The sequence below is a fragment of the Kitasatospora sp. NPDC091257 genome (assembly GCF_044757675.1).
Taxonomy (GTDB): Bacteria; Actinomycetota; Actinomycetes; order Streptomycetales; family Streptomycetaceae; genus Kitasatospora; species Kitasatospora lactacystinica.
The window spans coordinates 1-7,745 of record NZ_JBIVVI010000334.1; the positions used below are offsets into that span (position 1 = coordinate 1).

The 7,745-nt window shown below is 75.0% G+C and carries 7 protein-coding genes; 5 read left to right on the forward strand and 2 right to left on the reverse strand.

Annotated elements, in window-relative coordinates; genetic code table 11:
• Positions 1–522 precede the first annotated feature (522 nt).
• The gene (locus tag ACIQOV_RS17555; RefSeq protein ID WP_359902194.1) at positions 523–996 is read left to right on the forward strand and encodes an ATP-binding protein; all 474 of its coding nucleotides are present in this window, start codon (positions 523–525) and stop codon (positions 994–996) included.
• Between the two features lie 403 nt (positions 997–1,399).
• Here the strand turns inward: ACIQOV_RS17555 and ACIQOV_RS17560 are convergent, their stop codons facing one another.
• Positions 1,400–2,383 (reverse strand): GlxA family transcriptional regulator, encoded by a 984-nt coding sequence (locus tag ACIQOV_RS17560; RefSeq protein WP_401049420.1) that lies wholly within the window; start codon positions 2,381–2,383, stop codon positions 1,400–1,402.
• A gap of 120 nt (positions 2,384–2,503) precedes the next feature.
• Here ACIQOV_RS17560 and ACIQOV_RS17565 point away from each other — a divergent pair, with 120 nt between their 5' ends.
• The 4 genes from ACIQOV_RS17565 (at position 2,504) to ACIQOV_RS17580 (ending at position 6,051) form a co-directional block, all read left to right on the forward strand.
• Entirely contained in the window at positions 2,504–3,820 is a 1,317-nt protein-coding gene (locus ACIQOV_RS17565; RefSeq protein ID WP_380538402.1) for an MFS transporter, read from the forward strand.
• 76 nt (positions 3,821–3,896) lie between these two features.
• Positions 3,897–4,424: a GNAT family N-acetyltransferase gene (locus tag ACIQOV_RS17570; protein WP_401049421.1), complete on the forward strand. Its 528-nt coding sequence runs from the start codon at positions 3,897–3,899 to the stop codon at positions 4,422–4,424.
• A gap of 110 nt (positions 4,425–4,534) precedes the next feature.
• Positions 4,535–4,879, forward strand: a complete 345-nt coding sequence (locus ACIQOV_RS17575; protein WP_401049423.1) for a DUF4229 domain-containing protein — start codon at positions 4,535–4,537, stop codon at positions 4,877–4,879.
• A gap of 29 nt (positions 4,880–4,908) precedes the next feature.
• Positions 4,909–6,051: a LacI family DNA-binding transcriptional regulator gene (locus ACIQOV_RS17580; protein WP_401049424.1), complete on the forward strand. Its 1,143-nt coding sequence runs from the start codon at positions 4,909–4,911 to the stop codon at positions 6,049–6,051.
• A gap of 73 nt (positions 6,052–6,124) precedes the next feature.
• Here ACIQOV_RS17580 and ACIQOV_RS17585 read toward each other — a convergent pair whose 3' ends face one another.
• Positions 6,125–7,333, reverse strand: coding sequence for an MFS transporter (locus tag ACIQOV_RS17585; RefSeq protein ID WP_401049426.1), 1,209 nt, complete (start codon positions 7,331–7,333; stop codon positions 6,125–6,127).
• Positions 7,334–7,745: the final 412 nt, after the last annotated feature.

Consider the following 7,745-nt stretch of genomic DNA (forward strand, 5'->3'; position numbering starts at 1 on the left):
CTCCGGGTTCCTCGCCGGGGTCCCTCGCCCGGGCCGGGTCGTCCTCCCGCGGCCGGATCGTCGGACGGTACGACGGTCGGCCGGTGGGACCCGTCCGCCGATGCCACTGTTCGAGGGCCGTCGGACATATGTCGCACGGGTGGTTCGTGAGTGGCGGGCGGGGTGCGCGGGGCGCGCGGCGGTAGGTTCCCGACTGCGGGACCGGCGGGTCGGCCCGGGGTGGACGATCACCGGTACGAGCCTCGCGAGAGTGAGCGGGACAGTATGCACCGCGCTGTCGCCCGATCGCCGGAATATGCCCGAAGCGCTTGCTGCGGTCCGTCCCCCCGCCCATCCTGAGGCGTATTCGTGTCGCGGCCGGGTGCCCGACCGACGAGACGGCGCGGGCGAGTGGGCGCGGACGGACAGACCGGGCGGGCGCCCGGGCACGGCTCGGGTGGCGCCGGGCGACGTGCGGGGGCCCGCCGGCCGATCCGGCCCGATCGGGACTATGGCCGAACTGCGAATGCGGGTGGTGGAGCGGTGCAGGTTCTTCAGGTACAGCTGGCGGTGCAGGCTGACCCCGCCGAGGTCGGCCGGGCCCGCCGGTGGGTGCGCTCGCGGCTGCTGAACCACGGGGTGGACCCGGACGCGCCGATGGCCGAGACGGTGGTGCTGGTGGTCTCGGAGCTGGTGACCAACGCCGTGGTGCACACCGGCTGTCCGGCCGTGCTGAGGCTCTGTCTGCCGGTGGCCGACGGCCCGCAGGAGGGTGGACCGGCCGCCCCGCTGCGGGTGGAGGTCGCCGACGCGAGCCGGGCCGCACCGACGCCGCGGCACGCGGGCGCGGACGAGGACGCGACCAACGGGCGCGGTCTGGAGCTGGTCGAACTGCTCTGCGAGCGCTGGGGCTGGTACCCGGAGGACTCGGGCAAGCGGGTCTGGTGCGAGATCGGCAGCGACGCCCGTCCCGCGGATCCGCTGGCCGACGTGGACTGGGCGGCTTTGGCGCAATAGCGGCTTTCGCGGCGGCCGTCGGACCGTGCCGATCACGGTGCTGATCACCGGCCGAAAGGTGACGCAACCATTCCGAATTTCGGACTACCCATTGACGTGACGTATCCGACTGATCACGCTTGGGTGCGGCGCTCCGTCGCGAGGGGACGCCGAGGGGACGTCCGTCCACCGCCGCGGTGCCGCTGTCCAGGGGATTCGTGCCGGCAGGGCGGACCGCGGACGGCCGGTCACGGGCCGCTCCTCGGCGAGTGCGGAGGGCGTGGCGCGGAATCAGGGCTCGCGCGCCGGGGTTGGATGGCGGCCTGCCGTACCGTGCTCGGGGTGGGCGCGGCCTGCCGCCATCCGATCCGCCGCCGGCGCGCGACGGGATCCGGCCACCGGTCGGGCGGTCGCCGGGCCGTGCTCAGGAAGCGCGGCCTTCCGGGAGGGAGCGGAAGGTGCGCCGGTAGGCGCTCGGTGCGACGTCGAGCCGGCCGCGCAGCTGCAGTCGCAGCGAGGCGGCGGTGCCGAAGCCGGACTCCCGGGCGACCTGGTCGATCGTCAGATCGGTCCGTTCCAGCAACTGGCGGGCCCGCTCGGTGCGCTGGGTGGTGATCCACTGGCCGGGGCTGGCGCCGGTCTCCTCGCGGAAGCGCCGGGTGAAGGTCCGTACGCTCATCCCCGCCCGGTCGGCGAGCTGGCGCAGCGCCAGTGGCCGGTCCAGGTGCTCCAGCGCCCAGGCGCGCACCGCGGCGGTGCCGCTGCCGCCGGAGTCCACCGGGCTCGGGGCCTCCACGTACTGCTTCTGCCCGCCCTCGCGCCACGGCGGCACCAGGCAGTTGCGGGCCACCGCGTTGGCCACCGCGCTGCCGTGGTCGCGGCGCACCACGTGCAGGCACAGGTCCACCCCGGCGGCCACCCCGCCGGAGGTGAGGATGTCGCCGTCGTCGGTGTAGAGCACGTCGGGGTCCAGCCGCACCTTGGGGAACAGCCGGGCGAAGCGCTCGGTGTAGCGCCAGTGGGTGGTGGCCGGGCGGCCGTCCAGCAGGCCGGCGGCGGCCAGGATGAAGGAGCCGGTGCAGATCGACATCAGCCGGGTGCCGGGCCGGATCCGGGCCAGCGCGGCGGCCAGGGGCGGGGTGAAGCAGGCGTCGGCGACGGCCGGAGCGGAGTCGGCGGAGGCCGGGATCAGTACGGTGTCCGCCCGTTCCAGCAGTTCGGGTCCGTGGTCGACCATGACCCGGAAGTCGGCGCTGGTGGTGACCGGCCGTCCGTCCAGGGTGCAGGTGGCCACTTCGTACAGCGGCCGTCCGTCCGGGTCCTTGGCGCCGCCGAAGATGCGGGCGGGGATGCCGAGTTCGAAGGCGATCACGCCCTCCAGGGCGAGTACCGCGACCAGGTGTGCCATGCCGTCCCCTCGGGCGTCGGTGGGTCCGGGCCAGGGTACTGCGGGCCATGGCCCGAATCTTGCGAAAGCTGTCATTCAGGCCACTCGTCCGGTCCCGGGCGGCCCGGAACACTCGTTCGCGTGACCGAACGCAGCGCCCTCGCCCCCGCATCCCGCTCCGAACCGCCCGACCCGGCCAAGCGCCCCCGGGTGCACTACGCCTGGGTGGTGGCCGGCGTCTCCCTGCTGGTCCTGCTCGGCTCGGCCGGCTTCCGCTCCACGCCGAGCCTGATGATGGACGCCCTGCACAACGAGTTCGGCTGGTCGCTCGGGACGATCTCCAGCGCCACCTCCGTCAACCTGACGCTCTACGGCCTCACCGCCCCCTTCGCCGCCGCCCTGATGGACCGGTTCGGGGTGCGCCTGGTGGTGGTCTGCGCGCTGCTGACCATCTCGGTCGGCTCCGGGCTGACCATGCTGATGCGCGAGCCCTGGCAACTGGTGCTCTGTTGGGGCGTGCTGGTCGGCCTCGGCAGCGGCTCGATGGCCGGAGCCTTCGCCACCACCATCACCGGGCGCTGGTTCCGGGCCCGCCAGGGCCTGGTCACCGGGGTGCTGACGGCCGCCGGAGCGGCGGGGAACCTGGTCTTCCTGCCGATCGGCGCCTGGCTGGTCGAGCAGCACGGCTGGCGTTCGGCCGTGGTCGTGGTCTCGCTCGCCGCCAGCGCCGTCGCCGTCCCGGTGCTGCTGCTGATGCGCGAGCGCCCCGCCGACCTCGGCCTGCTCCCGTACGGTGCGACCGAGGCCCCGGCCGCGACGGTCACCGACGGCCGAGCCCTGGCCCGCTCGCTGCGGGTGCTGCGGAACGCCGCGCGCGTCCGGGCGTTCTGGCTGCTGGCCGGCTCCTTCGCGATCTGCGGCGCCACCACCGCCGGCCTGGTCGGCACCCACTTCATCCCGGCCGCGCACGACCACGGCATGCCGGTCACCACCGCCGCGAGCCTGCTCGCGCTGATCGGCGTGTTCGACGTGCTCGGCACCGTCTTCAGCGGCTGGCTCACCGACCGGGTCGACTCCCGGGTGCTGCTGACGGTCTACTACGGGCTGCGCGGCCTGTCCCTGCTCCTGCTGCCGCAACTGCTGGCCGGATCGCTCCAGCCGCCGATCCTCGCCTTCGTGATCTTCTACGGCCTGGACTGGGTGGCCACCGTGCCGCCGACCGTCGCGCTGTGCCGCCGGCACTTCGGCGAGGACGCCCCGATCGTCTTCGGCTGGGTGCTCGCCGCCCACCAGATCGGCGCGGCCGTCGTCGCCGGACTGGCCGGCCTGGCCCGTGACGCCCTCGGCAACTACGACCTCACCTGGTACGGCGCCGGCGCGCTGTGCGCGGTCGCGGTCGGGCTCTGCCTGGCGCTGCGCGGCGGGCGGGCCGACCGGGCGGTGCCGGCCCTCCCGTGACGGGCGGTCCGCGCGCCCGGGGGCGGCGGCGGCCCTCCCGGTAGGACCGTCGTACCGGAGGTCTAGGCTCCGCTCCATGGCGCTCACCTTCACCCTGGACCCCGAGCTCGACCCCGATCTGAGGACGGCCGTCGTCCGGCTGTGGGCCGACGTCACCAACGCCGGCGGGGCGGTCGGCTTCGTGGCGCCGGTCACCGAGGAGGAGTTCCGGGACACCGCCGAGCGCCAGTTCGCCGGGGTCGGACCGGACGGCCCGGACCGGTTGCTCGTCGCGCACGAGAGCGCGACGGGCCGGCTGGTCGGCGTGCTGTTCTTCGAGTCGATGCGCTTCGACCTCATGGAGCACTGGCGGATGCTCAAGCGGGTCATGGTGCACCCCGACTTCCAGGGCCTGGGCCACGGCGCCCGACTGCTCGCCGAGGCCGAGCGGACGGCCCGGGAGTGGGGCCTGGAGTCGCTGCGGCTCACCGCGCGCGGCGGCCTCGGGCTGGAGCGGTTCTACGCCCGCAGCGGCTACCGGGAGGTCGGCCGGGTGCCGGCCGCGATCCGGGTCGCCCCCGGGGACGACCGGGACGACATCACCCTCTGGCTCGACCTGCGCTGACGACCGCCCGCCGGGCCGCGGGCCGGATCGGGTGCCCCGTGCCCCGCTCCGGCCGTCAGGCATGCTTGACTGGAGAACCCGCCCCAGCGCAACGAAGAAGGACGTGTCGAGTGACCAGCAACGGCCCGGAGAAGTCGCACGCCACGCTCCGCTACACCTCGCTGCGGGTCAGCATCTTCCTCGGCTGCCTGCTGGTGGCCCTGCTGCTCGGGCACTTCGGCGTCATCCCGGTCAGCGGTGAGGCCGGCATGATCTTCCTGTTCCTGCTGGCCGCGGTCGCCTCCGCGCCGCTCAGCTACGCGCTGCTGAGCAGGCAGCGCGACGAGATGTCCGCGCAGATCAGCGGCAAGGTCTCCGGGATGCGCAGCCGTACCGCCGACCGGATCGCCGCGCAGAACGCCGAGGAGGACGCCGCCGACGACGCCGCCCGCTCGGCCACCGCCGGCCAGAACTGACCCGGGCCCGGCCCCGGAGCGCAGCCGCCGTGCCCGCCACCCGAGACTCCGAGCCGTCCGAGCCGTCCGCCGGGCAACCGTCCTCCGAGGGGGCGTCCGTCGAGGCGGCGTCCGCCGGGCAACCGCCCTCCGAGAGGGCGCTCGGCACCTGGCCGGCCCCCGTCCGCCGCCCCACCGGGCGGGACGTGGCGCGGCTCGCCGGGGTCTCCCAGGCCACCGTCTCCCTGGTCTTCTCCGGCGCCGAGGCCGGCCGGCGGGTCTCCGAGGCCACCCGGGAGCGGGTCCGGGAGGCCGCCCGCAGCCTCGGCTACCGCCCGCAGGCGGCCGGGCGGCAGCTGCGGCTCGGCCGCAGCGGGATGATCCTGCTGGCCGTGCCGAACCTCCAGGGTCCGTTCTTCGGCCGGGTGCTGGAGGGCGTCCACGAGGAGGCCGGCCGCAACGGCCTGGCCGTCGTGGTCAGCTCCGGCTGGGGCAGCGCCACCCTGGCCGAGGCCGCCACCGCCGGCCGCTTCGACGGCCTGCTGATCTGCTCCCCGGACGACAGCCAGCTCGGTGAGCTGCCCGTCGACACCCCCGCCGTCTTCCTGGACGCCGACCCCGGCACCGACCGGGCGCGTCCGACCGTCGAGCTCGACGTGGCCGGCGGGATGCGTGCCGCGGTCGAGCACCTGGCCGCGCTCGGCCACCGCCGGATCGGCCGGCTGCGCTCCAGCCACTCCGCCTACACCTTCCGGGTCCGGCAGGCCGCCTTCGAGCAGGCCGTCCGTGAACTCGACCTGGACGTGGTGGAGTTGGGTGTGAGTCTGAACGACGGCCACCGGGCCGCGCGGACCGTCGCGGGCCGGCTGCTGGAGCGGACGGACCGGCCGCGGGCGGTGATCTGCGACGACGACGTGGTCGCCTCCGGGGTCTACCAGGCCGCCGCCGAACGGGGGCTGCGGGTGCCGGAGGACCTGTCGGTGGTCGGCATGGACAACGTCGCGGTGGCCGCGCTGCTCGCCCCGCCGCTGACCACCGTCGACCTGCCGGGCGAGGAGCTGGGCCGGGCGGGCGCGGCCGCGCTGGCGGCCCTGCTGCGCGGGGAGCGGGTGGCGCCGGTCGCGCCGCTGGCCACCTCGCTGGTGCTGCGCTCCTCCACGGCGCCGGCCGGTACGGCCCCGACCTGGCGGTGACGGTCCGTCACCGGTGACAGGACTGCGCCCGTCGGCCAGACCACCGGCGGGCGCAGTCGTTCGTGGGGGTGGGTCAGCCCACCGGGACGGGCCGGGCGGCCGGGGCGAGCGGCACCGGGTGGAACCAGCGCCGGGCGCCGAACAGCACCAGCCCGCCGAGTGCGATCCCGCCCACCGCGCACAGCGCCACCGGGCGCAGCGAGTCCTCGGCGAGCTTGCCGGAGACGGCGTAGCCGAGCGAGTTGCCGGTGGCGAACAGCGTCACCAGCCAGGCGAAGGCCTCGGTGACGGTGCCGGTCGGCGCCAGTTCGGCGACCAGGACGAACGCCGCCGCCAGCAGCGGGGCCAGCATGACCCCGGAGAGGAAGGCCAGCGCGGCCATCGGGTACGGCCCGGGCAGGGTGACCAGCGGCAGGTAGGAGGCGGCCATCGCGAGGGCCATCACCCAGGTGCGGGTGGCCGTGGTCCGGCGCCAGGTGACCGCGCCGTAGGCGAGCGCGCCGAGCAGGCCGCCGAGCGCCGCCAGTGCCAGCAGGGTGCCTCCGCCGCCGGGCAGCGTACCGACGTGCTGTTCGGCGTAGGCGATGAACAGCACGTTCTGCGCGCCGACCGCCCAGCCGGCCCCGGCCAGTCCGACCAGCAGCAGCACCAGTCCGGGGGAGCGCAGCGGCCCGAGCAGTCCGGCGGACCGTTCCTGCGCCGGGGCGCGCCAGGCCCGGGCGGGCCCGGCGGTGGCGACGATCAGCGCGCCGGCCAGTCCGAGCCCGGCGGCCACCCAGAGTGCGGCGACCGGACTGAACAGCCCGGAGATGGTGGCGACGGCCAGCGGGCCGGCCACGTAGAGGATCTGCTGGGCGGCCGAGTCGAAGGCGTACGCGGTGTCGAGCTGCTTCTCCTCGACCACGTCCGGCCAGAGCGAGCGCAGGCAGGGCTCCAGCGGGGGCATGGCGAGGCCGGCGATCGCGGCCCCGATCGGCGCACCGAGCGCGGAGCCGGGGGCGAGGGCGAGCAGCGCGTACCCGCCGCCGGCCACCACGGCGGAGGCGAGCAGGACGCGCGGCTGTCCGGTGCGGTCCACGATCCGGCCGAGCACCGGGCCGCCGACGGCGGCGGCGATCGCGTAGGCGGAGGTGGCCAGTCCGACCCGGCCGTACGTCACCCCGGCGTCGCGCAGGGCGAGGGCGATGACGAGGGCGGTCATGCCGGCGGGCAGGCGGCCGAGCAGGGTGCCGAGCAGCAGACGGGTGACGTGCGGGGCACGGAGCAGGGCGAGGTAGCCCATCGGCCGTCCTCTCCGGGTGGGCAGGCAGGGGCAGGGACGTCGTCAAAGTTATACGTATAACTGCTCAGCGGTCAATCGGGCCGCCGAGTAGGCCTGATGGGGCGTCAGCTTCGTTCGTGTCCGGAGTTCGGGCCGGTGGCGGGCCTCGGGCGGCGTGCGCGCTGCGTGACCTCAAACAAGTACTTTGAACATCTCAAACCTTTACTGCTAACGTATCGGCCATGACAGCCTCAGACGCACTGCGGATGCACGGCCCGGGCCCCCTGCCCGGCGCCGCCCGCCCGTGTGCTCTGACCGGTGCTGTGGACAGCCCGCGCCGTTGTCGCGCCATGCGCTGTGCTGCCCTGAGCTGTACCGCGGCGGCACGCCCCTGACCGGTGCTGTGGACAGCCCGCGCCGTTGTCGCGCCATG

Bases quoted from the DNA above. Each gene is read 5' to 3' on its own strand.
- ACIQOV_RS17560 (WP_401049420.1), bottom strand. From the start codon at position 2,383: ATGGCACACCTGGTCGCGGTACTCGCCCTGGAGGGCGTGATCGCCTTC.
- ACIQOV_RS17570 (WP_401049421.1), top strand. From the start codon at position 3,897: ATGGCGCTCACCTTCACCCTGGACCCCGAGCTCGACCCCGATCTGAGG.
- ACIQOV_RS17585 (WP_401049426.1), bottom strand. From the start codon at position 7,333: ATGGGCTACCTCGCCCTGCTCCGTGCCCCGCACGTCACCCGTCTGCTG.